This window comes from Streptococcus suis, assembly GCF_017601095.1.
In the GTDB taxonomy this organism is placed as follows: domain Bacteria; phylum Bacillota; class Bacilli; order Lactobacillales; family Streptococcaceae; genus Streptococcus; species Streptococcus suis_Z.
On sequence record NZ_JAGFUX010000001.1, the window covers coordinates 156347 to 183183 of the forward strand.

Here is a 26837-nt window from a genome sequence, read left to right on the forward strand (position 1 = left end):
ATAAACTATTTTTTCTAGCCTGTCAAGATTTTTATTTTCCTATAGGAAAACTTGTTTTATTTTTTTAGCTCATTAATCACGTCAAATCCTGATGTAACGCAGTTTGCCCCTTCTTTTATCAATTGCAAACATCCAAGCCAATTTTGCTCTAAAATACTACCAGGAATAGCAAATACTTCCCGACCTTCTTCCAAGGCTCGTTCACAAGTAATCAAACTTCCAGACCGTAGGCGAGCTTCTGCAACTACCACCCCCATGGATAGCCCTGCGATGATTCGGTTGCGCTCAGGAAAATGAAATTTCAAGGGCTGGGTTCCTGCGGGATACTCAGACAAAACCAAATGATGCTTAGATAGATAGTCCTGTAAGGCCTTGTTTTCCTTTGGATAATACTGGTCCAAACCAGAACCAATTACTGCGATGGTCTTGCCACCATTCTTCAAACAAGCCATGTGGGCCGCCGTATCGATCCCTCGTGCTAAACCACTAACCACAACAAACTGATTCTGGAGTTCTCTTATGATTTTTTCAGTTGACTTGATACCTCCTGAGCTGGCTTTTCGAGAGCCGACAATACCAATCTTAGAACGGTTCAACAAACTCAAATCTCCTTGATAAAACAACAAGACAGGGGGATTGTAGATCTGTTTCAATTCCAAGGGATAAGTCTCGTCTAGAATTGAAAAGGAAGGGAAACGTTGAAATAGCTTGCGGCATTCCTTGCTATCCAAAGAATGGTAATTTTCCATGAAAAGACTGGGTTTTCTCAAGTCTAAAATGTGACAGATTGTTTTTAAACTGATCTTTTTAGCAGAATCTTGGTAAACAGCCAAGAGGCGGTTGAGTTGCAAATTGCTGAGACCAGCCATCTTTAGTTTAAATAGTTCGAAATTGTTCATATGACCTCCTATCTTTTAATTCGCAAAAAAAAGAAACAGTTAAACGGTCTCTTAAAAGTAATAGAATACTCCCAGTAAATTTGCTTCATTTTGGTAACGGCAGGCCTGAATCGTAAAATTTGGCCATCTTCTAGAGCTTAAATAGTCCAAAATTATTCATAAATTTCACCTCAACTTATCTATTCGCAAAATACAGAAAAAAACAGCCTAAGCTGTTTCATGGTTGCCAGGAATTTCCTTGATGATACGAGCGGGATTTCCAGCCAGCAAGACATTGTCACCGAAGGATTTGGTCACCACCGATCCCGCTCCGACAACGACATTGTCACCTAGCGTTACCCCTGGCAAGATAATGGCTCCGCCCCCAGCCCAAAAATTATCACCAATGGTAATAGGAGCTCCATATTCTATGCCTGAATTTCGCTCAACTGGATCCAAGGGATGCAAAGGAGTCAGCAGTTGGACATTTGGACCCAACATAGCATTTTTTCCGATTCGTATCGGACAGACATCAAGCATCGTACAGTTGAAATTAGCGTAGAAATTCTCTCCGACATGAATATTGCTACCGTAGTCGCAGTAGAAATTGGGCTCCATAAAAATCTGCTCGCCTGTACTTCCGAACCAGTTTTTTAGCAAATCTGACCGCTTGCCACCGTCCATCTCAGTATTGAAAGTCCTCATATTATGACGAGCCGTCGCTCGCATTTGAGACAATTCTGGATCCCAGGCCTGATAGAACTGACCCGCAATCATTTTCTCTTTTTCTGTTAGCATACCCTCACCCCTATTTTTTTATAATCAAATTGATAGCTTCTGCTAGCCTGGCTTCTTGTTCCTCGGGACTGTCAGAAGGGTGCTCAATACAATCCTGAACTTTTTGAGCAATAACCATTCCCATCATGCTATTGATGCTGGAACGAACAGCACTTAACTGCGTCACAATATCGATACACTCTTGCTCTTCTTCAATCATTTTCTGGATGCCTCTGAGCTGTCCCTCGGCACGCTTTAAACGGTTTATCATCTTTTTTTTATCTGCATTCATATCCTATATGGTACTGCTTGTATCAAAAAATGTCAATTCTAAAACTTGACAATCACTCTTTCTATTTGTTATATTTTATATACCCTATAGGGTATATGAGAGGATACAAAATGCTAAAACAATTATTATCTGGAATTTTTTCATCCAAACAGAGTCTATCAATTAATGATTTGCCACAAGTTATGAATGAGCAGGATACAATCTTATTAGATGTCCGCGAAATTGACGAATTTGCTAGTGGTCATATTCCACAAGCTATCAACCAGCCCTTAAGTCAACTTGACCAATTTAAAGGCGACAAAACCAAGAACTATCTTATCATCTGTCAATCTGGCATGCGTAGCCAACGTGCGACAGATTACTTAACATCTCAAGGCTATCAAGCAATCAACGTAAAAGGCGGTATGAATGCTTGGACAGGAGAAATTATTTAGGAGGTTCAAATGAAAATTATTATTGTCGGTGGGGTTGCTGGCGGTATGTCTGCTGCCACCCGTCTGCGTCGTCTCATGGAGGACGCTGAAATCATCGTATTCGAAAAAGGACCTTATGTTTCCTTTGCTAACTGTGGCTTACCTTATCATATTTCTGGTGAAATAGCAGAGCATGATAGCTTATTACTCCAAACGCCAGAGAGTTTGAAACAACGCTTTAATCTAGATGTCCACCCCTTCCATGAAGTCATTAGTATCGATGCTGACAATCAAACTGTAGCTGTCAAAACACCAGCTGGTGAAGTGGTTGAAAGCTACGACAAACTAATCCTATCACCCGGAGCCAAGCCTGTCATTCCAAATCTATCTGGTATTGAAGAAGCTGAAAATCTTTTTACACTTCGTAATGTACCTGATTTGGACAAGATTATGAATAAACTAGACCAGATCAAGTCTGGTCATGCTGTGGTAATTGGTGCAGGATTTATCGGTCTGGAAATGGCTGAAAATCTTGCCTTGAAAGGCCTGAAAGTCACACTTGTTGAACAGGCACCTCATGTTTTGCCTACTTTTGACCTAGAAATGGCTCGATATGTTGAAGCAGAGTTAACAAGTAAGGGTGTCGAGGTTATCACAGGGCAGTCTGTTACTGCTTTTTATGAACATGGTCAGGTAGTCGAATTGTCTAACGGACAAATCTTGTCATCTGATGTGACCATTCTCTCAGTCGGAGTTTCCCCAGATAGTCAACTGGCTAAAAATGCTGGAATTGAACTGGGTCTCCGCGGAGGTATCCTTGTTGACCAAAACTACCAAACTAGTCAGAAGAATATTTATGCCGTTGGGGATGCTATTGTCGTCAAGCAAGAAATTACTGGTCAAGACGCCTTGATTTCTCTGGCTTCTCCTGCAAACCGACAAGGCAGACAGGTGGCGGATGTTATCGCTGGACTTGCTAGAAAAAACAAAGGTTCTATTGGAACAGCTATCGTTAAAGTCTTTGACCTGGCTGCTGCCTCAACAGGATTGAGCGAAGGTACTGTCCAATCACTCGGCTATGAATATGCCGTCGTTCATACTACTGGAAAAGACCATGCAGGATATTATCCTGGTGCGACTGATATTGTTTTAAAACTCATTTTCTCTCCAACTGACGGCAAAATTTTCGGTGCCCAGGCAGTCGGTCAAAAGGGAGTAGATAAACGGATAGACGTCCTTGCCACTGCTATCAAGGCTGGACTGACGATTTTTGATTTACCAGAGCTTGAATTGACCTACGCTCCACCATTTGGCTCAGCCAAAGACCCTGTCAATATGATTGGCTACGCTGCCATGAATATTGCTGAGGGGATTAGCCAAAATATCCAATGGCACCAGTTAGATGTGGAGCTAGCAAACGGCAAAATCTTGTTGGATGTCCGCAATCCTGGTGAAGTCGCGAATGGACAATTTAGAGAGTTTATTCCTATTCCTTTGGACCAATTGCGTGACCGAATTGGCGAATTGGACAAGTCAAAAGAATACATTGCCAGCTGTCACAGTGGTCTTCGCTCGTACATAGCCGAACGTATCTTAAAAGAAAAGGGCTTTAAGGTAAAAAACCTAGACGGAGCTTATTCTCTCTATAGAATGGCTTTACCAGAAAACATCATTACCCCATAAGAAAACAGCTTCTAGATTATTCTAGAGGCTGTTTTTAGTAGATTAAACTGACAATCATAGCAAGACAAAAGAGGACTGAAACAGTTCCAAGGAACAGTAAATGTGCCTTTTTCGTCATGACCAGATAGCCAAAAAACTCACGAATGAAGGCATTGAGACTGAAATAAAACTTAGTCTTGACTCCATAGCCGATACATTTTATCTTTAGTTTTCGAGCCAATAGCAGAGCTCTAAAAACATGATAGTAATTGGTGACAAGGACAGTCAGAAAAATACCGTCACGACGATTTCCCTCCTGCTAGCATTGACTTGATGGGCTCAAAGGTCTTTCGGTGAATGGATGTGATACCTAGCTTGTTCAAGCCTTCCAAATGCTCTGCTGTTCCGTAACCTGCATTCTTGCCAAAACCATAGCCAGAAAACTCCTTGTCATAGTCCGCCATCATCTTGTCCCGCGTCACCTTGGCAACGATTGAGGCTGCTGCGATAGACAGGCTATTGGCATCTCCCTTGATGATGGAAGTTTGCGGTATGGGCGTATCCAACTTCATGGCATCGATGAGCAGGTGGTCAGGTTTCTGGCTTAATTTACCCAAAGCCTCCAGCATGGCTAACTTGGTTGCCTCGTAGATGTTGACCCGATCGATGACAGCTGCATCTTTTATTCCCACACCAACTGCCAGCGCCCGTTCCATGACCTCTTGGTAAATGGCCTCGTGCTTGGACTTGGGGATTTTCTTGGAGTCGTTGAGGTAGCGGATTTTACACCCTTTGGGCAAGATTACCGCCGCTGCCACCACCGGACCTGCTAGAGGCCCCCGGCCGACTTCGTCGATACCAGCGATGAACTCCACCCCATTTTCATAAAGGGCTTTTTCGTAAGATAGCATAGCTTCTAAGCGGGCATCTTCTGCTGCTTCTTTTTCCAGCTCCTTACGGCGTTTCTTGATGGCAGTCTGAACCCCTGCTCGCTCATCCTGAGCTAAGTCTGCCCAGACAGGACTAGCCAGACTGTCCACCTGAGCCAGCAGAGCAGTCACCTCCTTAATCGTTGCCATCTAAGTCACTCACCCTATCTAATGTATAAGTGCCTAAACGACCATCTCGAACATCCTTGACAAAGAGATTGTAGAAACGGTCATAATCATCACGGAAGCCCAATTTCTTGGTCCAGTCCATGATGAGTTCAGGCGTTTCCTGCTCCAAATCCATACCCTTAAACCGCTCCTGCAGGCGTTCTGGATAGTTTGCCTTGAAATAGTCCAGACCAAAAATAGTGACTTCGTCCATAGGCAAAAGTTGGTCCTTGATAGCCCCAGTCAGAGCCAACTTGAGACCGACTTCTTGGTCTTCAAACTTAGGCCAGAGAATCCCCGGTGTATCAAGGATTTCAAGGTCTTTATTGGATTTGAGCCACTGCTGCCCCTTGGTCACACCTGGTTTGTTGCCGACGACGGCGATTTTCTTACCTGCCAGACGGTTCATGAGGGTGGATTTTCCAGCGTTTGGAATACCGATAATCATGGTCCGCAAGGTTTCTTTTTGAATACCTCTCTCGCGTAGGCGTACAATCTTGTCTTTCATCAGGCTCTTGGCTGCGTCGGTCACTTTTTTCACCGTCACTTGCTCTTTTGAGTTGATGGCAAGGGTACGAATGCCCTGACCTTCAAAGTAGCTCTGCCATTCTTTTGTACGAACAGGGTCTGCCAAATCAACCTTATTTAAAATCATAAGCTTGGGCTTATCACCAACAATCTTGGTCAGCATGGGGTTTTGGCTGGATAGGGGCAGGCGGGCATCGACCAAAATGGTCACGAAATCAACGTGCTTGATGTTTTCCTGCACCTGCCGGCGAGCCTTGGACATGTGGCCCGGAAACCATTGAATTGTTGCCATGGGATTAAAACTCCTTTACTTTGGGCTTTTATGAGCCTAACTTGATATTTTTTATAAGAATTGGGCAGTTATTGGGCAAAATCAAGCTTATTAAAATAAGTTGTGATTGCTTGAACTGATTTTTCTTGAGTCCCAACTTCAAGATGTGTATATCCATTAGTTGTCTCTACTTCAACGTGTCCAACTCTTAATTGAATTTCTTTTAATGGTACATCATTATTATTTCTCAAAGCTGAAATATGAATATGACGGAAACTGTGTGGTACAACGTTTTTGTTCCATTTAAAACCATACCGAGCTTCACAGTTTTTTCGTAAATCTTTATTGATTCGTGTCAGAATAGCTCGAAAACTTTGCGAGGTGATTGGTGAACCATACTCTGTCTTAAAAAGATAATCATTTTCCCAAAATGCCTCGGATGGATGGGTTGTCATATGTGTTTGAAAATCTTTATTACGAATGGAAACTCGTTGAACTGCCTCCATAACAAAATCTGGAAGTAAGATTGTCCGCTCACCAGCCGTAGTTTTTGTTGAATCATCATAAAAATCTTCAACTTTCAGGTCATGCGATTGTAGTGACTTTGAAATTTCAACACTTTGTTTATCAAAATCAAAATCTGTCTCACGCAACGCAGAGGCTTCTCCAATTCGACAGCCTGAACCTACCAGAAAAATTGCTAGATCAAAGTAATTTTTATTCCTTCGCTTATTTAGTTCTGAAAACAGAACTTGGACTTCTGCTTCTGTCAAAAACTTTGCTTCTTTACGTTCTTTGCGTTCTTTCTTATCTGAAATTGAAGCATAAAGTTTAATAACTCTGGATGGAGAATAGGGAATAACAGAATGCAGGACTGCATAATCAAAAATTTTATTCAAGGTTGATTTAATATGTTGCATCGTTGAATGACTAGCATTATATTTAACTCGATATTCTTCTAAACTATTTCTTATTAAAAGTGGAGTAATAACTTCTAAAAGTATGTCGTTAGGAAGCATCTCGGAAAGTCTGTTTAATACCAATCTTTCACGTTTAACGGTGTTAGGTTTGACAGTTGTAGACCAAGTTGAAAACCAATGTTCAATTAACTCTCCAAACGTAGTTATTTTTTTCGATTTATATTTTGATTCTAATTCATTGACGATTCTGTCAATTTTGTCCAACAATTCACGTTCTGCTTGTCGAATAGCCTTTGGACTATTCTGTTTAAAGGAAACGGAAGCTCTTTTAATCTTATTTGTAATCGGATCTGTATAACGTTCTATCACAACATAGGTTTCATTTCCATTTTTATCTACTCTCGTTTCTAAATACATATTATTCCTTTCTTTAAAAACGATAAAATAGATAGCTAACCAAACTATTTTACCATTTTTTTCTTTTTTTTGCTTTATCGTTTTATTTTCGTTCGATGTTTATATCTTAGAAATTCTTCAAAGCGATCAATTTTAACAAACATTGTCTTATGTGAAGGATTAATAACGGCATCACGAAATTTTTTACTTGCTCTCATTTCACGTAGCCATCTATTCAAGGTATGTATTGATAATCCAGACCAAATTTTTAAAAGAGTTTGCTTATCAGCCCATCCACTGCCGTTACTGTATTTCATCTCATACAGATTTTTATTATTTTTTGAATTCATATTAAAATCCACTTTCTTTTCTCAAAAGCAATTATGCCACAATCGTATGAAAATCTTGATAAAAAATTTTTTTATTCAAATTTGTAGCAACAAATAGTCTTTCATAATATATGGATTGAATTCTCAATAACTTTAATTATTCATAATAGTTTTTATCGAATTTCATGGGTGATAGTCCAACATTCTTGGAATTTATATATAGAAAAAAATATTTTTAATAAAGCGAAACACATTGATTACACAATAAACTAATATATTATTGTCCTCACAATTTGAAGATAATCGTCTCTTCTCCTGCTACACATAAAACGCTCTAGTAATCAAACTGGAGCGTTTTTGTATTATCATATAAAAGAATAACTGTAATTTATTGATCATTCATTTGAAAAAGCAAGATTAATAAAATCAAGTTGAAATATTAACTAATTTTGTTTTCAAGTAGAAGCAGTTAAGATGATAAAATAGATTTTTTATTTCCTTCCAGAAAATTATCAAATCCCAAAGCTTGAATTGCTGAAATCGCAACATACCAGTTACCATTACAATAATGTGTAAAAATAACTTTCAGAGCATTTAGGAAATGTTGAATATCCTTTTCCATATTTGAAAACGAGAAAGAAGTTATCGATGGGTCATAAGCTGGATAAGTCATTTCAATAATGACAAGCGCATCTGATTCTTCTGTTTCATCAAATACCTTTACCACGATATTGGAACCATCATTTTCTAATTGTAATTCATAGTAATCATCTGTTACGTACGGTATCAAAGAAAAATCTGTTCTTCTCCCATTTTCTGCAGCTTCTTCTTCTGCAGAAAATATTTCGTGTTTTATATGCTTAATGAGTACCTCATTAGATTCTAATAATTTTTTCATACATTACTTTCCTTTCTTTAAATTTCTTAAATCCTCGCTATATTTAGTTATTTTTATCCACTCATAAACTGAACCTCACTTCCTATTTTGACTATATTATGCCACTTTCACGTGAAAATAAAAAAACGTGCAGAACATACTTGCAAGCGAGCGAACATTATCTACTCGTTTTTTTATTTTTTTCAAAAAATGACATAATACTATTGAATAAAATTGATGTAATAGAGATTGGAGGTGGAATACTGTATCATTTGATTATCAACACTGGACTCGGTGAAAAATGAAATTTCAAATGCACAGACTTCTCTTGTTATTGGGTGTCATTGACCATAATGAGAATGTGAAAAAATAGTGAAATAAATGGTTATTCTACGAATGAAATGAGTACAGAATAACCATTTATCAAAAAATATAGTACAGAAAAAAGTGTTTAATACAAAGTAAATTACGAAAGTTCGATATAAAAATAACCAGTTCAATGACTTAACGATAATTTTTGAGATATTCAACGGTGCTACTGAAGAATATTGAAAACGATAGTCCAAAAGGACAGCCTCAACGAAAATTATCGGAGCATACCCAGCTCGTAATTAAAAAGGGTGGGAGGCAATTTAACAGTAACAAGCATTTTTAAGAAAGAAAGGAGAAAGAGAATGCCAAGAAAAAGGAATTCTTTGAAACATGATATATTCGTCTCAGCAACTAAAAATGTTACAAACAATACATCTCGAACTTCATACAAACGTTCTGCTACTCGTTTTTCTAAATGGGCTAAGGTTAATGGAATAAAGAAAATTTCTGATATTACAGAAGAAGTTCTTCAAAAATATCATGATGATCTTCAACAAGATCCAAAACAGTACACTCCCGCAACTATTCATACATACCTCGCTCCAATCGCAAAAGCTTCCGGAATCAACCTCAATCGCATCAAAAAACAAAAACGAACAAGCGATAAAATAGTTAGAGGACGAAAACATGAGGCTAATGAACAAGGGAAAAAACAAGAATTGAACTCTCGCTTCTCTCGCCTTTTAAACTTTCAGAAAGTCGTTGGAATTCGTCGTAACGAACTCAAACACCTTACTGGTTCAGATTTTAAAGAAGATGAATATGGCAATTGTTATGTTTATGTTAAAAGGGGAAAAGGGGGAAAGAAACAGATGCAATATATATTGCCTAAAGACGCTGAAATAGTAAGGAAAACTTTTCAAGGAATCGGGAAAAACGAATTAGTATTCAAAGAAGAAGAGATGAATAACCATATTAATTTACATGCGCTACGTGCTCAACATTCAAGAGATAGCTACTTCTTCTACCTTAAAAAGATTCAACAAAACCCAAAAATGAAACACACACTTTCAAATTTCCTAATCAAAAAATGGGAAGAAGGACATCAGAAATTAAAAAATGAATCACCAAGTCAATACGAAAAACAGCGTAGAAACTTCATTTATGACCTACGCGACGAACTTTATGTTCTGCGTGGGTCAAATAAATCAAAAGCTATTTCCTCTGGAATGCCAATCGAATATAACCGTTTAGCGCTAATGGCTGTATCTGTTTTAAATTTATCACATTGGCGTTTATCTGTTACTGTAACAAATTACATTTTGTAACAATTTTTTTGATTTATTGTTTCTGACATAATGTATTTGTAGAATATTGAAGTAATGGAGGACATAATATGAGGAATCAAAATAATCTACAAAACATAAACCGAAACACTATTTTCGCAAGAGGAAAAATTATTGAAATTAACGATAAAGATTGCGCACCATCATTTATCTTATTCATTCGAAATGGTGCAGGTCGTAAACATACATATTTAACACTCAGATATGATCCAAATATTTTATATCCAATTAAAGGTACGAATGTTTACATCGAAGGACATTTGAACAATGTTATTAATTCGAATAAATTTAAGAATCAACATTATTTTGCTGATAATCTAACTGTAGTGCAAACGGAAATATCAAATTATTTCAACCTATCAAAGTCGAATGGATTTGCATTCCCAAAGCATTTTGCAAAATTTTTTGTTTATGGAACTGTTATTAATATGAATGTTAATAACAATTCCATCTGGATTGAACTTAAAATTAAAGATGAAAATGATAATGAAGTCAAAATTCAGTACAGCAAAAAAATGAGAGTCAGTGACATAAAATTTAAGGTTGGTGACAAAGTATATGTCTATGCATTACCAATATCCACAGAAAAATTATTAAATGAGGAAATAGTGAACTTTGAAACATTAGTGGCAGAAGATATTGTAATCGAGCAATAAAAAAATAGAAAAAAGTGGAGACTTCGAACGATTGAAGTTCCCACTTTCTTTTGTTAATTTTCGATACTTCGCAATTTTTTAAAAGCATTTTTGTATTGCATATTAGCATATTTTACTATCTCTTCAAAATCCTCCTCACTTATCCCGTTTCCTTCAATTTTATTCGAGATTCCAAATGGTTTATTTAATATATCCACTATTTCATGCCAATAATTTGCAGTCAATTCATCTTCTGGTAGTTGTTCTTCAATTAAGTCACGACGTATTTGTTTAAAAGCCTCATCTAGTTTTTCAATTGAGCAATCGAGGCAGTGAGGTTGTATGTAATCTCTCATGGCAATTTTACAATCCTCAACATTGTTCGTGTGTGAAAATTTTTTCAGAATATCATTCATATCGTTATAAAAATTAGAAGGTAGCTCATTTTTCTTTCTCATAGAACTCTTTCCTATCCTTTATTTAGTCCATTCAATTGAGTGTATTTCTTGTATTTTATCACAATCATCTAAAATACAATACAAATTATTTTACTTATTGCTTTTTTGTCCAAATTTGTTATAATTTTGTTAATCTATAATTTAACAAAGAAGGTTTTTATGTTTTCAAAAGAACGTCTGAAAAATCGAAGAAATGAAAAAAAGTTATCACAATCCGAAATTGCTTCTAAAATTGGAGTTAATAGAACTGCGTTTCATAATTGGGAAAATGGAAAGAGCGTCCCTAACAAAAAAAACCTCATTGCCCTCGCTGCTATCCTTGATGTCCCTGTCACTTATTTTGAATCTGAATACTATATCGTCAATAACTATCTTCAGTTATCTCCTGATAATCAGATAAAGGCAGAAGACTTTGTAGAGGAGCTTCTTCTTTCCCAACAAACCTCTAAAGTAACTCCACTCTTCTCAGTCCAAGTGCTATCAGATATCCAACTCTCAGCTGGTCTCGGAGAAGGATTCTTTGACGAGTTTGAAACTGAAACAGTCTACTCAGATGAGGAACAATACGGTTACGACTTTGCAGCTTGGATTGAGGGAGATTCTATGGAGCCTGTCTATAAGAGTGGTGAAGTCGCGCTTATTCGCTCGAACGGATTCGATTATGATGGAGCTGTCTATGCATTATCATGGAATGACTCAGTTTATATCAAAAAACTCTACCGCGAAGAATATGGGTTCAGAATGGTTTCCCTGAATAAGGACTATCCTGAAAAGTTCATCCCTTATGAAGATGAGCCGAAAATTGTTGGTCTAGTTGTAGGTCACTTTATGCCTGTCGAGGGAGTATAGTCATGAAATTGAAAGATATTTTAGAACTTGGAACATACGGTTTCAATCCTGATTGTAAAGTTGAAATTTTCAATATGGACAACTTTGAAGAGCGGCTAGAAAATGAAGGATTCGATGAAATTCTTATTCCTCAAAATGAGGATGCAAAAATCTATCCTTACGCTTTTTTAATAGAGGATTCTATTTTGATCGCAATGACTGAGGAGGATGACAATTCCAATGAATGTTAAAGAAATGATTTACATAAAGGATGAACGCATTATCTTCACTCCTGATAAGTTCGAATACGACATCACTGATTACATCGGTGAACTTATCGAAGAGCTAGAGAAACTCAAACGGAGATAATCTTATGGGCTATATTGACTACTCTATAGAACCTCAAAGTGACATAGCCTTCCTCGATATGAAGTCCTTCTACGCTTCGGTAGAATGTGTGGATAGAGGTTTGCATCCACTCTACACATCATTATGTGTCATGAGCCGAGCAGATAACTCAGCAGGATTAATACTAGCTTCTTCTCCCATGTTTAAGAAAGTATTTGGAAAAGCAAATGTAGGGCGTTCCTACGACTTGCCATTTGATATAAACACTCGTAAATTCAGCTATCAGAATGCATGGAAGCAGGACATTGAGGTAACACCGAAGTATAAATCTTTCATCGAACACTGGGCAAAGCGTACACTCATCGTTCCTCCTCGAATGGACAGATATATTGAGAAGAATCTAGAGATTCAACATATCTTTCAAGACTATGCTGCTCCAGATGACATTCTCCCCTATTCAATTGATGAAGGTTTTATCGACCTTACTAGCTCACTTTCTTACTTTATTTCTGATAAGTCAATGTCAAGGAAAGATAAGTTAGATAATGTTTCCGCTATGATTCAGAGAGATATTTACCGTAAAACAGGTATTATCTCAACTGTAGGCATGAGCAATTCCAACCCCCTGCTAGCTAAACTAGCTCTAGATAATGAAGCTAAGAAAACTGCTACAATGAGGGCTAACTGGTCATACCAAGATGTAGAAACCAAAGTATGGTCCATACCAAAATTATCAGACTTTTGGGGGATTGGCAATAAAACAGAGATTCATTTACAAAAACTTGGTATTCATTCAATCAAAGAACTGGCCAATTTCAATCCCGATATTCTCAAAAAAGAATTCGGTAAAGTCGGAGTTCAGCTTTGGTTTCACGCAAATGGAGTTGACGAGAGCAACGTCCATGACCCCTATAAACCAAAATCACGAGGATTGGGTAATTCTCAAGTACTTCCTAGAGATTACAGAACCCAAAGAGAAATTGAAATCGTATTAGCTGAAATGGCTGACCAAGTTGCTAACCGTCTTCGCTCGGCACATAAAAAAGCTACTGTCGTTTCTATTCATATTGGCTATTCTAGAACTGAGATGAAAAAATCAATTAATGCTCAGAAAAAAATTGACCCAGCAAATCTTCCAAAAACAATGGTTGGTCATGTACTTGAATTATTCCGAAAGAAATACACCTCTGGTGCAGTGAGGCAAATCGGTGTGTCTTATGGTGGCTTTGTAGATGAAAACTTTACTCTACTGTCACTTTTTGATGATGTAGAACAAATTGAAAAAGAAAATAGACTTCAGACAGCAATTGATGTTGTCAGAGAACAGTTTGGCTTTTTAGCTATTCAAAAAGGAACCGTCCTAACCGAAGGTTCCAGAAATATAGAACGCAGTAAACTTATCGGTGGTCATTCCGCTGGTGGATTGGAGGGATTAAAATGATTGATCGTTCATACTTGCCATTTCAGTCAGCAAGAGAGTACCAGGATACTAAGATGCAAAAATGGATGGGATTTTTCCTATCTGAGCATACATCTGCTCTTTCTGATGATGCAAACAAAGTAACGTATATGTCTGATTTATCACTAGAGAAGAAATTATTACTCCTCAGTCAAGTGTACACTGGGCAATTGCACACACGCATTCATGTCGTTGAAAAAAACAAGCGAGTTTCCTACACTGGGACAATACCAAGTCTGAACAAAGATTTCATTTTGATAAAAACTACAACAGGTCACATCAATTTGAAATTGAACGACATAATTAGTATTGAACTTGTAGAGGAGGTGCTCTATGAATCAGCTTGAGTTTCAGCGTAATCACCTTCAAATGGACTATTACAGCGAGAGCTACCAAGATTTTGAACGTGACTTCTACCGCTACTCCAATATGAATATTCCATTGACCTTCCTGACTGATGATATCATCAAAACAATGGCGACTTCTCGTAAGAATTACTTTGTCCTAAATAAGGAAAAGGCAAGAGATAACCGTGATCACTTCTTCATATTTGAGGTAAGTACCGTAGATGAGAATCCGCTAATCTACCATTATACATATAAGAAAACTACAACATATTTAGCAGAAAAATAGGAGCAGTTCGATTTACTGTTCTTATTTATATGCTTTCATAAATTTCTTCAAGCTCAATGAGGATAATGCCGAAGACAACCGAGATCACTACATTCAATTCAATATTGAGCCTATCGAGAACAATAAGCTCATCAGAAAATATGTTTACCTATTATTTACCAAAGAAAAGTCAAAAACTGGATTTTTGCTAAAATACGGTTCAACCATTTCTTCCCATCTAGCTCTAGAAAATTTAATGGATTTTAAAGGTGATAAACCATAATTTCCGAGAGCATAACCATCGTTTACTTCAACAACTAATGTACGACCATCCTTAGTAACACCAATATCTAAACCATAAGCCCTAGGTGCACTACCCCAAGCAGCAACCGCTTTGTCAATAACACTGGCATCGTACTGGGCATGATAGTCACCTGTATATGGACGAACATCCAGTACCTCTCCATTAAGTATAAAACAGCGCCACTCTGCAACAAATTCTACAATATCACTAATCCAAATAGGATAGTCAAATGGTAATCCAATACCAACCAAATCTCGGGTCCCATTAACTACTCTTCCTGTAAAAACCTTTGAACCAGCTTTGGGCTTAATAAATTTGCCCCAATTATCAGGAATATTGACAATCTCTCCCATAAGTCCCTCTCGGATAGTGCGACCATAAAATTCAGAAAGCTCCTCTGGGTAGTCAATAACTGGTATATCTATTCCCATCCAAGACAACAATAATCTCGTCTCAGCAATATAGTCAATAATGAGATCTTCACGGGTTAAAGTTTCTAATTCACTAAAATCACTATATAACACTACTTCTTCTCCTAATAAATGAGCGCCTACTTGAGCATTATACTTATTAATAGATACTTCACTTAATCTACTGCTATCTTTTATATAAACAACCATTTCTACACCTTTTTATCACTAGTGCAACACCAATATTCAAAAAAATAAAATATATTTTATTTTTTTGAATAGATTGCTCCCATAATATCATCAAAATAATCAACTGTATTCAGTAATAGTTCAATAATCTGCGATTTTGTCAATCTCATACCTCGCCTATCACGAGCATCTTCAATGAGCAATTCCAATTTCTCAAGATTCTTATCATCTAAACTAATCATAATACGATTTTTATCTGTAGCCACATCTATCACCTCTCATTCATATTAACACAAGTGTTACACCTCTGTCAACTATACGTTCTGAAAAACTTTAATTTATAAATTGAGTGAGTTACTATCTGATTGCCACGTCAAGCAGAAACGGCTTAAAGCTTGAGCTACTACTGTAAAATTAAAAAGACAACTTTCACACCATTCCTCAAGTAATTTGTCACAATAAAGACAAAGCTACTCTACAAACTAAAAAGGAGTCTTATGCTCCTTTTAGTTTGTACCACTTTCAATACCAAGCTCTCATGCCATTCTCTGGTGGATTACCTTTTTCTAAACCGTCTATAATACCAGAGATAGCCTGATCTGCATAAAATCTTCTGGTGTACCCCTCAGAAACATATTCTTCAAAATCATTACCGCCTTCCTCAGCAATCATATCATTGAGAGATTTTATCAGGCTATTTCTTTCCTCGGCAGTAACATACCGTTCAAAGTCCCTATCAGCTAACTTAACTAGATAGATACTCTCATTTTTTAAATTTAATTCAATGACACCTGGCTCTGATATAAAATCACCTTCAGGATAATAATGATAAGTATAGGTGCCATTTTCTGATGTAACAAGTTCAAATTTTACCATATTCTCTCCCACTAACTTGCTATTGCTCGGTCTTCAATATCAAACCTACCTTTTTGAAGCAGGTCATTTCCCTAAATTAAGTGCCTCATCTTTTGGTATCTGTACTACTTTAGAAAAGTTACCATTGATACTAGGTCTCCTCTTTAAATCAAATATATTTCAAAATATTACTCCGACTCATCATATTCTCTATGATTGCAAAATTTTTTGCTATAAATCTAGACAGATTTATAGCAGATAAACTGACATTTTCATGAATATTTAATGCACCTCCTTGTATGATAATAAATGTGTTATCAAACATAAAGATTCTATAAAGCAATACCTCTTGTACACGATTCATTCGAAAAAATGTATATAGTTACAATATATTATAACATGAAACCCCTTACAAAAATATGAAAATGGCAGGAATACAATAGTTGTACTCCCACCAATAATTTTTATCTTCGTTCCTTACTATTTATTGTCGTTTTTACGAAAGTCAGATAGTTCCTCAAAATCCTTTAATTCAAAAACAAATGCCTTATCTTCAGGAATGTGAATCCCCTCTACCCTATAACACTTATCAGATTTCCATTCACTCATGATTGTTAAGAGTGTTTCTTTTAAATTTTTATGACCTACCTGAACAATACCTTTTTGCTCCCCAACAGGTTTTGAAAAAGAAAATGCTCCCCTAGTTTTTGCCCGACAAACTTGTATACCCATTACCTTTGTATCCTTATTAAAAGCAACAAGTACATGTGCAGGGTATTCTAAAGCTTGGACAATTCCTTTACTAAATGTAACAAAGTTCTCGTTCACCGTCATGCTATAATCTGATGAGTAACGTATTACGAATTATTTCTTCAAATCTGTAATCAACATTCCAAATACGAAGCTATCTGTCCATTCACCCTTATTCCAATAATCCTTTATGAAATGTGCTTCCTGTCTCATCCCAAGGTTTTGACATAATTTTTTAGAGGCTATGTTTCTAGCATCTAAATTTGCTTGAATTCTATGAATATTATATTCAGCAAATAATTTTTTTATTACGGCTTCAACCGATTCATTTGCATAACCTTTCCCAGAAAATTTTGGGTTAAATACAAATCCAATCTCTACAGTTTGTTTCATGCCTGTATACCAAACGGATATATCACCAATAACCTTTTTATCCAATACTACAGCAAGATTTAAGCTCGAGTTCTCCTCTAATTTGTTATTTTTAGTTTTCTTTTCGAACTCTTCTTTATCTTTAGTATTCCATTCATCTTCTAAAAGGTATCTACATACATCTGCATCAGTATAAATCTCAAAAGTATCTTCGATATCATCTGATCTAAACGGTCGTATATTTAATCGCTTTGTGTTCAATATCATTTATCTTCTCCTGCTGTTTTCCCATTAATTTTCTACATCTTAATTATACTAAAATTCTGCGCTATTATATCATACCCTCAAAGTCTTTTACCAATCACAAAAAGCCATATCAAATCTTTCAAAAGTACTTTGTTTTCCGCAATTAGTGCAGTTTGTTTTTGTTAAAAAAATTGTTGTCATTCTACTTTTCCTCTTCATCATTAATAAGTAAGCAACTTGCTCTCACTTATTATATTCGCAATGCAAAATAAATTTTGGAATTTTTTTCAAAAAAAGTTAAATTGTATTGTATCAATTTCAGAACTCACACTTCAATCGACCATTAAGGCGATATTAGAGGTGGGTACGTTTCTATTCCCAAAAACTCCTTGTCAATGGAAACAAACACGTACCCACAGGGTAAATGGAAATAGATTTTGATAATTCCTGCTATCACTTCTACTCACTCCAAAAAATTTCTCACTCTAATACTTCCCCCATACGACAAAAAGCCTTGCAATCAAGGCTTTTCATTATCCCTTTCGTTCAAAGGTTTCTAGGCTTTTACGAGCAGAGCAACACACTCAACTTGTTCATCATTGTCCAAACCTATATTTAAATCTTCATCGATGATAGGAAGTTTAAATGTAATTGATTTTAGCCATTGTCCATTCGGTTGCTTTTCTTCGTAAATTTGAATTTCAGAAATCAAAGCTGTAATTAACTGTCTACGCTCTAATTTATCAATATACGCTTATATTAAAACAAATTTTCCAGTCTTAAAAATGACTGTTTCCAAACCTTTTCAAACCATAAACGTGCCTGTTCCCATTTTTCTCCCTCTCCCCAACCACTATGAATCAAATGAATTTCCGTCTTATTTTCTTTTTCTGCAAAGAATGTAATACATACATGAGTCAGTGGTTTTGCAACATTCATTACATCCGCATATTGTACCGGACCTTTCCAATTGAAGCATAATAGTTTATTCAATTCAAATGCTGTTACTTTGCACCCTAAAGTACTATTATTTTCATTATCATTTTTATCCCAAAAAAGTTCATATTTCCCACCAACCCAAGGTTCTATTTCTGATTTTTCTGTTAGCCAAGTTATAATCTCTTCATTCTTAGTGAATAAACAAAATGCTCTTTCTGATGAACAGTTTAAGAGTGCCTTGCAATGGATTATTTTATTCATAATTTCTCCTTTCGCTTATATTCATTTTAATCTTTCCACCCACAATTATCCCACGCAATAAAAGTATATATCTCAAATGATTGCCCTCCTTAAATTTTACATTGCTTTCGTCTTAATTCTAATTTTTCTCTCTGAATAATCAACAACATTATACCATTTTTAAGCCATTTTTTCTATTGTCAAATTTCCTATTTTCTCCCACATGCAGCACGGATAAAAAGGAACCTAAATGATATATACAAAATTTCTGTTTTCACTATTTCCGTTCCGCTTTCACTACCTTAAACAATTTATCTTGAAATGTATCTTTGCTCTTTTTGTCAAAATATATCTCTGTTATAAAGGTTTTTCCGTTTATCTTTTTTGTTATAACACCATCAGGCTTTTGATGTTGTTCTTTCTGTAAAATGCCTTAACGCATCCATGATAGCTTCTTCTTTCTCAGGTGTACATTGTGGAATAACTTGTTTTTCTTTTTTTGACTTATTATAATTTTCTCTCAACTCTATTCCACATTTCTTTTTAATCTGGGCAATATAGAGTGCTGAAACTTTCAAACCAAATTTTTCTAATATATATTCCTTAATCTGAGCATAAGTAGCTTTGCTCTCCGCACTTGTCAAATCAAGTTCATCTAGCTCTACTTCAACACTTATATGCTTATCGACATTAAGTTTGGACAATAATGCTACCGTCTCGACGTGGATTGAGGTTATAGAAAAAGAAACATACAGCTTTATACCAAAGTGGAGTATTGCTCCAAGTACATATAAATTACATAAAATTCAATTGCGGATATTAATTTAATTATCGATAGCAAAAGAATAATTTGTTAGAGAGGATTTGACAATATTGAAACTTTGGTTATTGAATAAATTTCAGATAACAATTAGATAGAATATAAAAATAACACTGTTCTTATTTAAATAGAATCATATTTTTTATGTTGTCATTTCTATAATATCTCTTTAGATTACAAATGCCTATACCAAAAATTTAATTATATCATACCGAAATATCTCAGTGCATCTTTGATTGTTTCTTCTTTTTCTTTTGGACAATTTGTGACATGTTGGTCGCCATCTGCTTTTCTAGATATATTATAATTTTCTCGTTCAATTAAATCATACTTGCGTTTTACTTGTGCAATGTACAGACTTGAAACTTTAAAACCAAACATTTTCAAAACATATTCTTTTATCTCTGGATATGTTGCGTTTTTTTTATTAATGGACCTAAAATCTTCCTCATCAATTTCAATGTTTATATGATGCTCAACATCAAGTTTGGACAATAGTGCAACAGTCTCAAGATTATTAATTATCTGATGGGAAAAAGGCCATCAGAAATTGAAAATCGAACCAATTAAGCAATACGAAAGAAAGCGTAGAATTTTATTTATGATCTACGTAATGAATTATATATTCTACGCAGCACAAACAAATCCAAAGCATTAGCGTCAGGAATGCCAATTTTTTATAATCGCTTGGCTTTAATGGCTGTCTCTGTACTTAATTTTCGCTTTGGCGTTTGACAGTAACTGTAACGAATTACATTTTATAATGAGAAACAAATAATAATTTAGAATAATTTGATGATTTACTTAAAATCGGCAAAAATACTCTTTACGATGTCATATTCTGTCATAATATTATTTGAGAAAAGAAAAGAGTTAACAATGATTTATAGAAATTCAGAAAAATACACTAGGAATGACCAAATAATAAAACAATGTTTTCAAGAAAATCCAGGATTTTTAGGTATAGATGGAATTGACATAAAATTTGAGACGGAAGTGACAAACGTAGATAGTATTACGACTACAACTATTGCTGAGAACTTTTTTGAATTAGATATCAATTCATCTTATAATAAAGATGGCAGAATAAAAGAAATTGAAATACTATCTCCAACTTTTGGGAAAATCATTTTTAGTTTTAATAACCCAAATTTTGATATGAAATGTAATTGTTTCGTTCGACTAATTGTAGGTGATTTGAATGTAAAAACTTCTACAATGAAACAAATAATGTCAAGATTGAAAAACGTATTAACCTGTATTACTCTCTTTTCAAATATTGACATTATCCATCCAACAGAAGAAGATATCATAATTCAAGGAATTGAGATTGCTTACACCTTTTCTACATTAGAAAAAATTTCATATCAGACAAGACTACTTCTACTAAGAATCTTCTCAAAAGTTGAACAACCAAATAAATCAAGGTATGTGGGAATAGATGACGATCCATTTGAACATCACATCATTTCAGCAAAGTTAGGATACAACTATTCGATAGTTTTATATGATAAAACAGCCAAGGCACAATCGGACAATCATTTAGAGAATATTAAAAATCATGGTTATAGAATTTATAGACTTGAATTTGTAATAAAAAAAGGGAAAATTACGGAGTTGCTTGGTTCACGAATCCTATCAAACATTACTGACGAGACCATAAAAAATTTTTTTAAAGAACAGATCAATCTAGCTGTCAACAATCTCATTCTTGAAATAAAAAAATCAGTACAATTAACTGACCGGACATTGAATTACTATTTTAATGAGTTTGGCAATCGTTATTATATTCATCGTTTCTTCTCTGGTATTCTAACTCCTGCACTAGAAAAATCCATGTCAATTGCCTTAGATGAGGAAATTTTTTGTCATTTAAAACTACCGTTTATCAAATCTCATAAAAATAAAAGTAGGATTAGAAGACAATTGATTAATGAGTGCATTATTCAAAGTAAGGACAAGAAGTACATACTTTCAAAAATGATAACGTGGCAAACTTTAATAATATTAAAAATTATGGACCAATTCATTTATTGTGACAAAATTCAATCAACAACTCCTAAGCAAAATTTCAGTGAAATGGGAATGAAAATGATTTCTCTACAACCATTTGGCAGCAAAACTAGGATAGCTATCTATAACGACCTTCTCTCTTCGAGAACTAAAAGCACTACCATTGAAAAAATAATACTTGATCGATGGAAAAAAATAGATTATAAAAAGTATATAATTAATAAATTTATTGATTAGGTTAAGTATGATGTATTGCAATTTACAATACATCTTTTATTTTAATCTCCAATTGGGCAGAATTTTGGGCAAATTTTGATTATCATTGCACATTATTGCATAGCAAAGAAAAATATCATAAAAAATAGAATTGTATTAAAAATTATAAAAAGCCTTATTAATCAAGGCTTTACATGGTTAGCAACTCTATTTTATCGTCAATTTACTTTGTCTCTCACACCATGGTAATTATTCAACCATTGAATAATTGCCATGTAACGTTTTCCTCCTCTTTCATTTGTATTTACATACTTTTTCCTTATCTTAACTATTATACCATGTTCAAAAGTGAAAAGAAAATATGTTTGTCCAAAACAAAAAAGCCGCACATGGCGGCTTGCTATGTAACAATTCCTAAGACTCTGATTCATTTAACAAAATATTGATGACGATGTTATCTTTTACGACCACTCGAAATGCACCGCTTGAAACTGGATAAGTTCCGTTTCCAAGCGTTTTTACTTGTTCTAATAACTTTTCATCTTCTGTTATTTGCCGAATAGGAGCTTCTAAATCGATCTTTTCAATCTTCTCAAGGTAAGCCAAAAGAGCTTCTTCTGAGACAATCAGGCCACTTCTCTTTTTGAGTGAATAAGCTCTCTGGCTAAGTGAATTCAAATCTGCTGCGAGCTTTGCAATCTCTTTGCCTAAGTAACCTCGTTGATTTCTCAAAGCTGATAATCGTGCTTCTAATTCCATTCTTCGATTATCAATGTACTTTAATTCTTTACTATCTTCTTTATTCATTACACTTCTCCATATTTTTATATTAACATACAGATTCTAACTTGTAAAGAATTTATACTTTTCAGAATTGTTAACATTATTTTCAAAAACTAAGGTTTAATTTGCTGATGGATAGCATGCAAGGCTGAAACCGTTGAATTTAGTAAACCCAAACGCCCATCTGCATTGGACATAATCGACACAATGTAGTTCCCCTTTGGTGTGTATACAATTCCGCCATCGCTTGCTGAGCGATATCCTGGCAAACCAATCCAACCTGCCTTGGTCTGGGTTTTCAAACCACTCCCTAGAACAGAATGAATCGGTGAAAGGTTTGGATTTTCGAACCACGAACCAACTTCTCTTCCTTTGGCAGAGCTATTGAAGTATTTATAATTAGTGTGCCATAAGCCAAAGAGATCATTAGCACTTAAATAAGGGTAAAGGTCACGTAAACTAGCCTGTGGGATACCGGCTTGATTTCCCCAATTATACAGACTGGAAGATCCATACCGAGTTCGTAAGTTCGCATATCCTTCATTACTGGAATAACGCAAGATATTGAGCATGGTTTGACGTTCAGAAACAGTTGTTGCTGGACTTTGTGAGGCAAGACTAGCTACATAGGGACCTTTAATCGTAGAAGCTCCATAATATTTTGTAGAAGCATTATATTCAATTCCCATTCGACTATTGATATCCATCAACTTGAAGCCAACGCCATATCCTTGACCTTCAATTTGATCAAGCGCCTTGGAAAGATTTTCCAAGGACTTGTAAGAGGGTGCAAATGTTCCGATAATCTTGAATTTTCTACGACCAATTGTGTAGAGTTTTTCAGGTACTTCAGCCAGATTTAAGGTGACACTGCTGGTTGCTACCGCATGGAGTTTGCCAACCGAATCTTTGTAGTAGAGGTGAATAGAATAGATACCGTCGGTATACTTATGATTTGCAGCAGCAACATCCACTGTGTAAGTGCCATTTGTTCCCTTCTTCGCCTGATACCAAATAATATCATCTTGGCCGTTTTTATTGGACCAAATTGGTACCATGACAGATTGGAGACCTGTTGGTGAGGAAATGTTTGAAATAGTCACTTTAAAGGTTCCCATAACCAAGTTGACATCGGAAACTGATATAGTACCTGTTCGTGGACCCAAGTCCTTGACAACAAAGCCTTCTGTCGTTCCCAAACCCTCACGTTTCTTGGTTAAGAGACTGTTTCCATAAACATGGGCATAATATTGTCCCAAGTCAAAACGATGATCTACCAAGTGAATGCTTGCTTGATAAGTCCTATCTCCTACTTTCTTAGCCGGAGTCCAAACCAAATCATCCTGACCATTCTGTGTACTCCAAACTGGAACAGTTATGTCTGAAAGATAATATGGAACATCTGAAATTGTTACGCGATATTCAGATGAACTCACCTTTTCAACCTTAGTCGTAACCGATGGTTTATCAATGGTAAAGGTTTTTCCATGAAGAAAAACTGGCTTTCCGGTTTCAAATGTATAGGTATGGATATGGTACAAACCATAACCTTTGTGGTTTTGATAGGCTGCTAAGGCACTACCGTTTTTATCTGCCGAATACCATTTGAGGTCATCTTGTCCTGCTTCCTGTGACCAGACTGCGAAGCGCACCTTAGTATAATCCATTACCTCATTAGAATCTAATTGAAGAGCAAAACCTTTTTCAATTAATTCATGGTTAACATCATTTCGAGTAGCTGGTTTTTCGAACACAATTGGACCTAAGTTTTTCATCTCTCGACGGCCATCGTGATAGGTCAAGTAAACATGAACATGGTATTGGTCAGATTCATTAGCATGGTTTTTAAACCAGATTCGCTCACTTGCTTGATTGGATATCGGTTTGGACCTATACCACTTCAAGTCATCTTGGTCATTCTGTACGGACCAAACAGCGACTGCCATTTCCTTCACAGTTCGATCTTCAACTTTTCCATCCAAACGAACATCAAAATAGGTCGCAGAAGGCGATGTATGAACGAGCTTAACCTCAGGTTCTGGACGACTGTCCCAATGTTCAAATCCATTTGTTGCAGCAAGAGCAATCGTTTTGCCTTCTATGATTGAATCCCCATATACATGTACATAATATTTGCCAAAATTCGATTTATGGTTAGTTACTGAAATATCCAGCTGATAGGTACCGTCAGCCTTTGGACTTGCTGGATACCACTTAATATCATCTTGGCCATTGAATCCAGACCAAATCGGAACCTTCAAGTGACTGATGGTTGGACCAACTTCGCTGATTGTCAAGCGATAGTTGGTATTGCTGGTTTGTTCAATTCTAACCTTTGGTTGTGGTTTATCGAGATTAAAGGTTTGATTTTTAAGGCCTTTTGGTCCACGTCCACTAGCAAATGAATAGGTGTGTAGATGGTAGAGTCCATAAGACTTATGTCGATTGAGCTGCAAATAGGCTAGACCAGTAACATCTGCTTGGTACCAAACCAGGTCATCTTGTCCCTTTGAATCAGACCAAACCGCAAACTTTATCGTTTCTCCTGCTGGAATTTGACCAGTGTATTGAAGAGCAATTCGATTGGAATCTGTAGTCACAAGCGTCGTTACTTCAGGAGCAGGTTGAGCATTTACAACGCTCCTAAAATCTGTATTAGCTTGAACAGCAGCTGATGAAGTACTAACTGCAGAAGTAGCTACTGCTTGAATTGTTCCAACACTTGTCTGAGCCTGATTTGCTTGACTTGTCTCTGTAATTTTCTCACTAGATGCACTCGTCTCAGAAGATTGGGGAACTTGTTGGACTTGCGAGCCTTGTGATGTATCGGCTGTTTCGTCATTTATTGAATTGTTACTAACATCTTTTAAAACTGATGCAGTTTCTGTTGCAGCCTGACTCTGTGGCACCGAAGACTGGCTTGTAGTTAAATCACTTGTTGTGGTTGCGGTTTCTTGTTCACTAGATTGTGTAGTCACTTCGTTTGCCAAAAACCACTTGACTGGTTAAATAGGCATTGAGACTAACTACAGATACAAATGTTAGGAAACTATAAACTGTTTTCATCTTCTTTTTCATATTTACATCACCTTTCTAAGAATAGTATAACAAGAAGAACCATTTTATTCAAGTAAAATATCAAAGAAAAAGCCTACCACATCAAGTGATAGGCTTTCATTTTGCTTGGAAACTCTATTATTTAAGAGTAACTGAAGCGCCCGCTTCTTCCAATTTAGCTTTGATTTCTTCAGCTTCTGCAGTTGCAACGCCTTCTTTAACAAGAGCTGGTGCACCGTCAACAAGTTCTTTAGCTTCTTTAAGGCCAAGACCAGTGATTTCGCGAACAACTTTGATAACGCCAACTTTTTTGTCGCCAGCAGATGTCAATTCAACGTCGAATGAATCCTTAGCTTCTTCAGCAGCACCACCAGCTGCAGCAACAGCTACAGGAGCAGCCGCAGTTACACCAAATTCTTCTTCGATAGCTTTTACAAGGTCGTTAAGCTCAAGGATAGTAGCTTCTTTAATTTCAGCAATAATGTTTTCAATGTTCAATGCCATTGTAATTTCCTCCAAATTTTTTATAAATAAATAATGTTTGTTTGTAGCCTCAGGCTACGGATTGACGCATTAAGCTGCGTCTTCTTTTTCTGCAACTGCTTTGACAGCGTATGCAACGTTGCGTACAGGTGCTTGAAGTACAGAAAGGAGCATAGAAAGCATTCCTTCGCGGTTTGGCAATGTAGCAAGGGCTTCGATTTCTGCTTTAGTAGAAACTTTACCTTCTACTGCACCACCTTTGATTTCAAGAGCATCTGCAGTTTTAGCAAAATCGTAGATAACTTTTGCTGGTGCTACTGCATCTTCGTTTGAGAATGCAACAGCTGATGGTCCTACGAACAATTCAACAAGTCCTTCAAGACCAGCTTTTTCAGCAGCACGGCGCAAGATTGAGTTCTTGATAACTTTGTACTCAATGTTTTCGCCACGCAAGTTACGACGAAGAACAGTATCTTGTTCAACAGTCAAACCACGCGCATCAACTACAACGATAGATGTAGCTGCTTTCATCTGCTCAGCAACAGCGTCCACTAATTCTGCTTTCTTAGCAATAATAGCTTCACTCATTTAGTTTACCTCCGTTTTTATTTTGGGCTAGGTACAAAAAAATCGCACCTAAACCTAGACACGAAAGTACAAATACGTTTATCTCAATAATCGTTTTGTGCCTCGGTAGGATGTTTATGAGTCCAGCTCCCCTA

General features: G+C 36.1%; 33 protein-coding genes, 3 pseudogenes and 1 other annotated feature (1 of these 37 cut by a window edge). Of the genes and pseudogenes, 12 read left to right on the forward strand and 24 right to left on the reverse strand.

The genetic code is table 11. From position 1 onward, the window contains the following. Nucleotides 1-56 precede the first annotated feature (56 nt). The 3 genes from dprA to J5566_RS00805 all read right to left on the reverse strand — a co-directional run bounded on the left by dprA (nucleotide 57) and on the right by J5566_RS00805 (nucleotide 1947). Nucleotides 57-899 (reverse strand): DNA-processing protein DprA, encoded by an 843-nt coding sequence (dprA, locus tag J5566_RS00795; RefSeq protein ID WP_208561687.1) that lies wholly within the window; start codon nucleotides 897-899, stop codon nucleotides 57-59. 207 nt (nucleotides 900-1106) lie between these two features. After that, nucleotides 1107-1676: a sugar O-acetyltransferase gene (locus J5566_RS00800; protein WP_208561688.1), complete on the reverse strand. Its 570-nt coding sequence runs from the start codon at nucleotides 1674-1676 to the stop codon at nucleotides 1107-1109. A 10-nt stretch (nucleotides 1677-1686) separates the two neighbouring features. Continuing rightward, nucleotides 1687-1947 carry a metal-sensitive transcriptional regulator gene (locus tag J5566_RS00805; RefSeq protein ID WP_208561689.1) on the reverse strand — a complete coding sequence of 87 codons (261 nt, stop codon included), beginning with the start codon at nucleotides 1945-1947 and terminating at the stop codon, nucleotides 1687-1689. 110 nt (nucleotides 1948-2057) lie between these two features. On the opposite strand from J5566_RS00805, the gene J5566_RS00810 reads away from it, so the two are divergent. Both J5566_RS00810 and J5566_RS00815 read left to right on the forward strand, forming a co-directional pair. Beyond that, nucleotides 2058-2381 (forward strand): rhodanese-like domain-containing protein, encoded by a 324-nt coding sequence (locus J5566_RS00810; protein ID WP_208561778.1) that lies wholly within the window; start codon nucleotides 2058-2060, stop codon nucleotides 2379-2381. Nucleotides 2382-2390: 9 nt separating this feature from the next. Beyond that, the gene (locus J5566_RS00815) at nucleotides 2391-4043 is read left to right on the forward strand and encodes an FAD-dependent oxidoreductase (RefSeq protein ID WP_208561690.1); all 1653 of its coding nucleotides are present in this window, start codon (nucleotides 2391-2393) and stop codon (nucleotides 4041-4043) included. Nucleotides 4044-4077: 34 nt separating this feature from the next. On the opposite strand, the pseudogene J5566_RS00820 reads toward J5566_RS00815, so the two are convergent. The 6 genes and pseudogenes from J5566_RS00820 to J5566_RS00845 all read right to left on the reverse strand — a co-directional run. Next, nucleotides 4078-4302, reverse strand: a pseudogene (locus J5566_RS00820) (hypothetical protein); the annotation flags it as partial. A 19-nt stretch (nucleotides 4303-4321) separates the two neighbouring features. After that, the gene (locus tag J5566_RS00825; RefSeq protein ID WP_208561691.1) at nucleotides 4322-5101 is read right to left on the reverse strand and encodes a ribonuclease HII; all 780 of its coding nucleotides are present in this window, start codon (nucleotides 5099-5101) and stop codon (nucleotides 4322-4324) included. Then, nucleotides 5088-5939 carry a ribosome biogenesis GTPase YlqF gene (ylqF, locus tag J5566_RS00830; protein ID WP_208561692.1) on the reverse strand — a complete coding sequence of 284 codons (852 nt, stop codon included), beginning with the start codon at nucleotides 5937-5939 and terminating at the stop codon, nucleotides 5088-5090. The genes J5566_RS00825 and ylqF overlap by 14 nt, the downstream gene beginning before the upstream one ends. Before the next feature lie 68 nt (nucleotides 5940-6007). Further along, nucleotides 6008-7255, reverse strand: a complete 1248-nt coding sequence (locus J5566_RS00835) for a tyrosine-type recombinase/integrase (protein ID WP_044678221.1) — start codon at nucleotides 7253-7255, stop codon at nucleotides 6008-6010. Between the two features lie 74 nt (nucleotides 7256-7329). Beyond that, a complete protein-coding gene (locus J5566_RS00840) occupies nucleotides 7330-7584 on the reverse strand; it encodes a hypothetical protein (RefSeq protein WP_044678220.1) in 255 nt (84 codons plus the stop codon). 448 nt (nucleotides 7585-8032) lie between these two features. Continuing rightward, complete coding sequence (locus tag J5566_RS00845) at nucleotides 8033-8461, reverse strand: hypothetical protein (protein ID WP_044678218.1); 429 nt, start codon at nucleotides 8459-8461, stop codon at nucleotides 8033-8035. Between the two features lie 653 nt (nucleotides 8462-9114). Between J5566_RS00845 and J5566_RS00850 the strand changes: the two genes are divergently transcribed. Both J5566_RS00850 and J5566_RS00855 read left to right on the forward strand, forming a co-directional pair. Continuing rightward, nucleotides 9115-10080: a site-specific integrase gene (locus J5566_RS00850; protein WP_208561693.1), complete on the forward strand. Its 966-nt coding sequence runs from the start codon at nucleotides 9115-9117 to the stop codon at nucleotides 10078-10080. A 68-nt stretch (nucleotides 10081-10148) separates the two neighbouring features. Next, nucleotides 10149-10754, forward strand: coding sequence for a hypothetical protein (locus J5566_RS00855; RefSeq protein WP_044678214.1), 606 nt, complete (start codon nucleotides 10149-10151; stop codon nucleotides 10752-10754). Between the two features lie 53 nt (nucleotides 10755-10807). On the opposite strand, the gene J5566_RS00860 is transcribed toward J5566_RS00855, so the two are convergent. Continuing rightward, a complete protein-coding gene (locus J5566_RS00860) occupies nucleotides 10808-11191 on the reverse strand; it encodes a hypothetical protein (protein WP_044678212.1) in 384 nt (127 codons plus the stop codon). Nucleotides 11192-11350: 159 nt separating this feature from the next. On the opposite strand from J5566_RS00860, the gene J5566_RS00865 reads away from it, so the two are divergent. Genes J5566_RS00865 through J5566_RS10775 form a run of 7 tightly spaced genes read left to right on the forward strand, consistent with a single transcriptional unit; the run spans nucleotide 11351 to nucleotide 14721 of the window. After that, the gene (locus J5566_RS00865) at nucleotides 11351-12040 is read left to right on the forward strand and encodes an XRE family transcriptional regulator (protein ID WP_029170896.1); all 690 of its coding nucleotides are present in this window, start codon (nucleotides 11351-11353) and stop codon (nucleotides 12038-12040) included. Nucleotides 12041-12042: 2 nt separating this feature from the next. Next, nucleotides 12043-12270, forward strand: coding sequence for a hypothetical protein (locus tag J5566_RS00870; RefSeq protein ID WP_044678207.1), 228 nt, complete (start codon nucleotides 12043-12045; stop codon nucleotides 12268-12270). Further along, a complete protein-coding gene (locus tag J5566_RS10655; protein WP_014636309.1) occupies nucleotides 12260-12388 on the forward strand; it encodes a hypothetical protein in 129 nt (42 codons plus the stop codon). Before J5566_RS00870 ends, J5566_RS10655 begins: the two co-directional genes overlap by 11 nt. A 4-nt stretch (nucleotides 12389-12392) precedes the next feature. After that, nucleotides 12393-13808 carry a Y-family DNA polymerase gene (locus J5566_RS00875; protein ID WP_105117910.1) on the forward strand — a complete coding sequence of 472 codons (1416 nt, stop codon included), beginning with the start codon at nucleotides 12393-12395 and terminating at the stop codon, nucleotides 13806-13808. Then, nucleotides 13805-14173 carry a hypothetical protein gene (locus J5566_RS00880; protein WP_024052924.1) on the forward strand — a complete coding sequence of 123 codons (369 nt, stop codon included), beginning with the start codon at nucleotides 13805-13807 and terminating at the stop codon, nucleotides 14171-14173. The genes J5566_RS00875 and J5566_RS00880 overlap by 4 nt, the downstream gene beginning before the upstream one ends. Beyond that, nucleotides 14160-14459: a DUF5960 family protein gene (locus J5566_RS00885; RefSeq protein ID WP_024052923.1), complete on the forward strand. Its 300-nt coding sequence runs from the start codon at nucleotides 14160-14162 to the stop codon at nucleotides 14457-14459. Before J5566_RS00880 ends, J5566_RS00885 begins: the two co-directional genes overlap by 14 nt. A gap of 10 nt (nucleotides 14460-14469) precedes the next feature. Then, on the forward strand, nucleotides 14470-14721 hold the full coding sequence (locus tag J5566_RS10775; protein ID WP_432215578.1) for a DUF5960 family protein: 252 nt from the start codon (nucleotides 14470-14472) through the stop codon (nucleotides 14719-14721). Here the strand turns inward: J5566_RS10775 and J5566_RS00890 are convergent. From J5566_RS00890 to J5566_RS00935, 10 genes and pseudogenes are all read right to left on the reverse strand, one after another. Continuing rightward, a complete protein-coding gene (locus J5566_RS00890; RefSeq protein WP_208561694.1) occupies nucleotides 14604-15362 on the reverse strand; it encodes an ATP-grasp domain-containing protein in 759 nt (252 codons plus the stop codon). The two genes, J5566_RS10775 and J5566_RS00890, sit on opposite strands and share 118 nt — an antisense overlap. Nucleotides 15363-15418: 56 nt before the next feature. Next, nucleotides 15419-15607 (reverse strand): hypothetical protein, encoded by a 189-nt coding sequence (locus J5566_RS00895; protein ID WP_044678202.1) that lies wholly within the window; start codon nucleotides 15605-15607, stop codon nucleotides 15419-15421. Between the two features lie 256 nt (nucleotides 15608-15863). Next, nucleotides 15864-16217 (reverse strand): hypothetical protein, encoded by a 354-nt coding sequence (locus J5566_RS00900; RefSeq protein WP_044678199.1) that lies wholly within the window; start codon nucleotides 16215-16217, stop codon nucleotides 15864-15866. A gap of 459 nt (nucleotides 16218-16676) precedes the next feature. Beyond that, nucleotides 16677-17030: a hypothetical protein gene (locus J5566_RS00905; protein WP_052502438.1), complete on the reverse strand. Its 354-nt coding sequence runs from the start codon at nucleotides 17028-17030 to the stop codon at nucleotides 16677-16679. 30 nt (nucleotides 17031-17060) lie between these two features. After that, nucleotides 17061-17585: a GNAT family N-acetyltransferase gene (locus J5566_RS00910; RefSeq protein ID WP_044678196.1), complete on the reverse strand. Its 525-nt coding sequence runs from the start codon at nucleotides 17583-17585 to the stop codon at nucleotides 17061-17063. A gap of 535 nt (nucleotides 17586-18120) precedes the next feature. Continuing rightward, nucleotides 18121-18300: pseudogene (locus J5566_RS00915) on the reverse strand (recombinase family protein); the annotation flags it as partial. 23 nt (nucleotides 18301-18323) lie between these two features. Further along, the gene (locus tag J5566_RS00920) at nucleotides 18324-18764 is read right to left on the reverse strand and encodes an SRPBCC family protein (RefSeq protein ID WP_044678192.1); all 441 of its coding nucleotides are present in this window, start codon (nucleotides 18762-18764) and stop codon (nucleotides 18324-18326) included. Nucleotides 18765-19020: 256 nt separating this feature from the next. Further along, on the reverse strand, nucleotides 19021-19173 hold the full coding sequence (locus J5566_RS10780; protein WP_079394206.1) for a transposon-encoded TnpW family protein: 153 nt from the start codon (nucleotides 19171-19173) through the stop codon (nucleotides 19021-19023). Then, nucleotides 19142-19468 (reverse strand): annotated as a pseudogene (locus J5566_RS00930) (23S rRNA (uracil(1939)-C(5))-methyltransferase RlmD); the annotation flags it as partial. The pseudogene J5566_RS00930 and the gene J5566_RS10780, both read right to left, overlap by 32 nt. A gap of 296 nt (nucleotides 19469-19764) precedes the next feature. Further along, nucleotides 19765-20058 (reverse strand): RNA methyltransferase, encoded by a 294-nt coding sequence (locus J5566_RS00935; protein WP_125265538.1) that lies wholly within the window; start codon nucleotides 20056-20058, stop codon nucleotides 19765-19767. Nucleotides 20059-20442: 384 nt separating this feature from the next. Here J5566_RS00935 and J5566_RS00940 point away from each other — a divergent pair, with 384 nt between their 5' ends. Next, a complete protein-coding gene (locus J5566_RS00940; protein ID WP_044678187.1) occupies nucleotides 20443-21813 on the forward strand; it encodes a hypothetical protein in 1371 nt (456 codons plus the stop codon). Between the two features lie 393 nt (nucleotides 21814-22206). On the opposite strand, the gene J5566_RS00945 is transcribed toward J5566_RS00940, so the two are convergent. The 4 genes from J5566_RS00945 to rplJ all read right to left on the reverse strand — a co-directional run bounded on the left by J5566_RS00945 (nucleotide 22207) and on the right by rplJ (nucleotide 26703). After that, nucleotides 22207-22599 carry a hypothetical protein gene (locus tag J5566_RS00945; protein ID WP_208561695.1) on the reverse strand — a complete coding sequence of 131 codons (393 nt, stop codon included), beginning with the start codon at nucleotides 22597-22599 and terminating at the stop codon, nucleotides 22207-22209. Nucleotides 22600-22688: 89 nt separating this feature from the next. Then, the gene (locus J5566_RS00950) at nucleotides 22689-25553 is read right to left on the reverse strand and encodes a GBS Bsp-like repeat-containing protein (protein ID WP_208561696.1); all 2865 of its coding nucleotides are present in this window, start codon (nucleotides 25551-25553) and stop codon (nucleotides 22689-22691) included. A 217-nt stretch (nucleotides 25554-25770) separates the two neighbouring features. Further along, entirely contained in the window at nucleotides 25771-26136 is a 366-nt protein-coding gene (gene rplL / locus J5566_RS00955) for a 50S ribosomal protein L7/L12 (protein WP_105138695.1), read from the reverse strand. Between the two features lie 69 nt (nucleotides 26137-26205). After that, complete coding sequence (gene rplJ / locus J5566_RS00960) at nucleotides 26206-26703, reverse strand: 50S ribosomal protein L10 (protein ID WP_158454841.1); 498 nt, start codon at nucleotides 26701-26703, stop codon at nucleotides 26206-26208. A 27-nt stretch (nucleotides 26704-26730) separates the two neighbouring features. Further along, nucleotides 26731-26837: a sequence feature (ribosomal protein L10 leader region), on the reverse strand (it continues 28 nt past the right edge of the window).

Bases quoted from the DNA above. Each gene is read 5' to 3' on its own strand.
- dprA (WP_208561687.1), bottom strand. From the start codon at position 899: ATGAACAATTTCGAACTATTTAAACTAAAGATGGCTGGTCTCAGCAAT.
- J5566_RS00900 (WP_044678199.1), bottom strand. From the start codon at position 16,217: ATGGTAAAATTTGAACTTGTTACATCAGAAAATGGCACCTATACTTAT.
- J5566_RS00810 (WP_208561778.1), top strand. From the start codon at position 2,058: ATGCTAAAACAATTATTATCTGGAATTTTTTCATCCAAACAGAGTCTA.
- J5566_RS00945 (WP_208561695.1), bottom strand. From the start codon at position 22,599: ATGAATAAAGAAGATAGTAAAGAATTAAAGTACATTGATAATCGAAGA.
- J5566_RS00905 (WP_052502438.1), bottom strand. From the start codon at position 17,030: ATGACGGTGAACGAGAACTTTGTTACATTTAGTAAAGGAATTGTCCAA.
- ylqF (WP_208561692.1), bottom strand. From the start codon at position 5,939: ATGGCAACAATTCAATGGTTTCCGGGCCACATGTCCAAGGCTCGCCGG.
- J5566_RS00835 (WP_044678221.1), bottom strand. From the start codon at position 7,255: ATGTATTTAGAAACGAGAGTAGATAAAAATGGAAATGAAACCTATGTT.
- J5566_RS00800 (WP_208561688.1), bottom strand. From the start codon at position 1,676: ATGCTAACAGAAAAAGAGAAAATGATTGCGGGTCAGTTCTATCAGGCC.
- J5566_RS00840 (WP_044678220.1), bottom strand. From the start codon at position 7,584: ATGAATTCAAAAAATAATAAAAATCTGTATGAGATGAAATACAGTAAC.
- J5566_RS00885 (WP_024052923.1), top strand. From the start codon at position 14,160: ATGAATCAGCTTGAGTTTCAGCGTAATCACCTTCAAATGGACTATTAC.
- J5566_RS00805 (WP_208561689.1), bottom strand. From the start codon at position 1,947: ATGAATGCAGATAAAAAAAAGATGATAAACCGTTTAAAGCGTGCCGAG.
- J5566_RS00920 (WP_044678192.1), bottom strand. From the start codon at position 18,764: ATGAATAAAATAATCCATTGCAAGGCACTCTTAAACTGTTCATCAGAA.
- J5566_RS00880 (WP_024052924.1), top strand. From the start codon at position 13,805: ATGATTGATCGTTCATACTTGCCATTTCAGTCAGCAAGAGAGTACCAG.
- J5566_RS00910 (WP_044678196.1), bottom strand. From the start codon at position 17,585: ATGATATTGAACACAAAGCGATTAAATATACGACCGTTTAGATCAGAT.
- J5566_RS00860 (WP_044678212.1), bottom strand. From the start codon at position 11,191: ATGAGAAAGAAAAATGAGCTACCTTCTAATTTTTATAACGATATGAAT.
- rplJ (WP_158454841.1), bottom strand. From the start codon at position 26,703: ATGAGTGAAGCTATTATTGCTAAGAAAGCAGAATTAGTGGACGCTGTT.
- rplL (WP_105138695.1), bottom strand. From the start codon at position 26,136: ATGGCATTGAACATTGAAAACATTATTGCTGAAATTAAAGAAGCTACT.
- J5566_RS00940 (WP_044678187.1), top strand. From the start codon at position 20,443: ATGATTTATAGAAATTCAGAAAAATACACTAGGAATGACCAAATAATA.
- J5566_RS00865 (WP_029170896.1), top strand. From the start codon at position 11,351: ATGTTTTCAAAAGAACGTCTGAAAAATCGAAGAAATGAAAAAAAGTTA.
- J5566_RS00875 (WP_105117910.1), top strand. From the start codon at position 12,393: ATGGGCTATATTGACTACTCTATAGAACCTCAAAGTGACATAGCCTTC.
- J5566_RS00855 (WP_044678214.1), top strand. From the start codon at position 10,149: ATGAGGAATCAAAATAATCTACAAAACATAAACCGAAACACTATTTTC.
- J5566_RS00870 (WP_044678207.1), top strand. From the start codon at position 12,043: ATGAAATTGAAAGATATTTTAGAACTTGGAACATACGGTTTCAATCCT.
- J5566_RS00850 (WP_208561693.1), top strand. From the start codon at position 9,115: ATGCCAAGAAAAAGGAATTCTTTGAAACATGATATATTCGTCTCAGCA.
- J5566_RS00845 (WP_044678218.1), bottom strand. From the start codon at position 8,461: ATGAAAAAATTATTAGAATCTAATGAGGTACTCATTAAGCATATAAAA.
- J5566_RS00890 (WP_208561694.1), bottom strand. From the start codon at position 15,362: ATGGTTGTTTATATAAAAGATAGCAGTAGATTAAGTGAAGTATCTATT.
- J5566_RS00825 (WP_208561691.1), bottom strand. From the start codon at position 5,101: ATGGCAACGATTAAGGAGGTGACTGCTCTGCTGGCTCAGGTGGACAGT.
- J5566_RS00815 (WP_208561690.1), top strand. From the start codon at position 2,391: ATGAAAATTATTATTGTCGGTGGGGTTGCTGGCGGTATGTCTGCTGCC.
- J5566_RS10655 (WP_014636309.1), top strand. From the start codon at position 12,260: ATGAATGTTAAAGAAATGATTTACATAAAGGATGAACGCATTATCTTC.